The sequence below is a fragment of the Mesorhizobium sp. M7A.F.Ca.MR.148.00.0.0 genome, from assembly GCF_003997735.1.
In the GTDB taxonomy this organism is placed as follows: Bacteria; Pseudomonadota; Alphaproteobacteria; order Rhizobiales; family Rhizobiaceae; genus Mesorhizobium.
In genome coordinates, this window is record NZ_RZTB01000379.1 from 1 (window position 1) to 223 (window position 223).

At 58.3% G+C, this 223-nt stretch carries 1 protein-coding gene; it reads right to left on the reverse strand.

The window, feature by feature from the left end; translation table 11 throughout:
• The coding region (locus EOB49_RS38400) for a peptide-methionine (S)-S-oxide reductase (protein ID WP_245472999.1) at positions 1-223 on the reverse strand (223 nt) is incomplete at both ends.

The window sequence follows — 223 nt, forward strand, 5'->3', positions numbered from 1 at the left end:
CGGCTCCCGGAACACCTTGGCCTGGTCGAGCTGGGCGATGTAGCTCTGCGCGATCTTCTTTTGTGCATCGTTTTCGGCAAAGATCGTCGAGCGGTACTGCGTGCCGGAATCCGGACCCTGGAAATTCAGCTGGGTGGGATTGTGGGCGACCGAGAAATAGACCTGCAGCAGCTGGCCATAGGTGATCTCAGACGGATCGTAGGTGATCTCGACGGATTCGGCA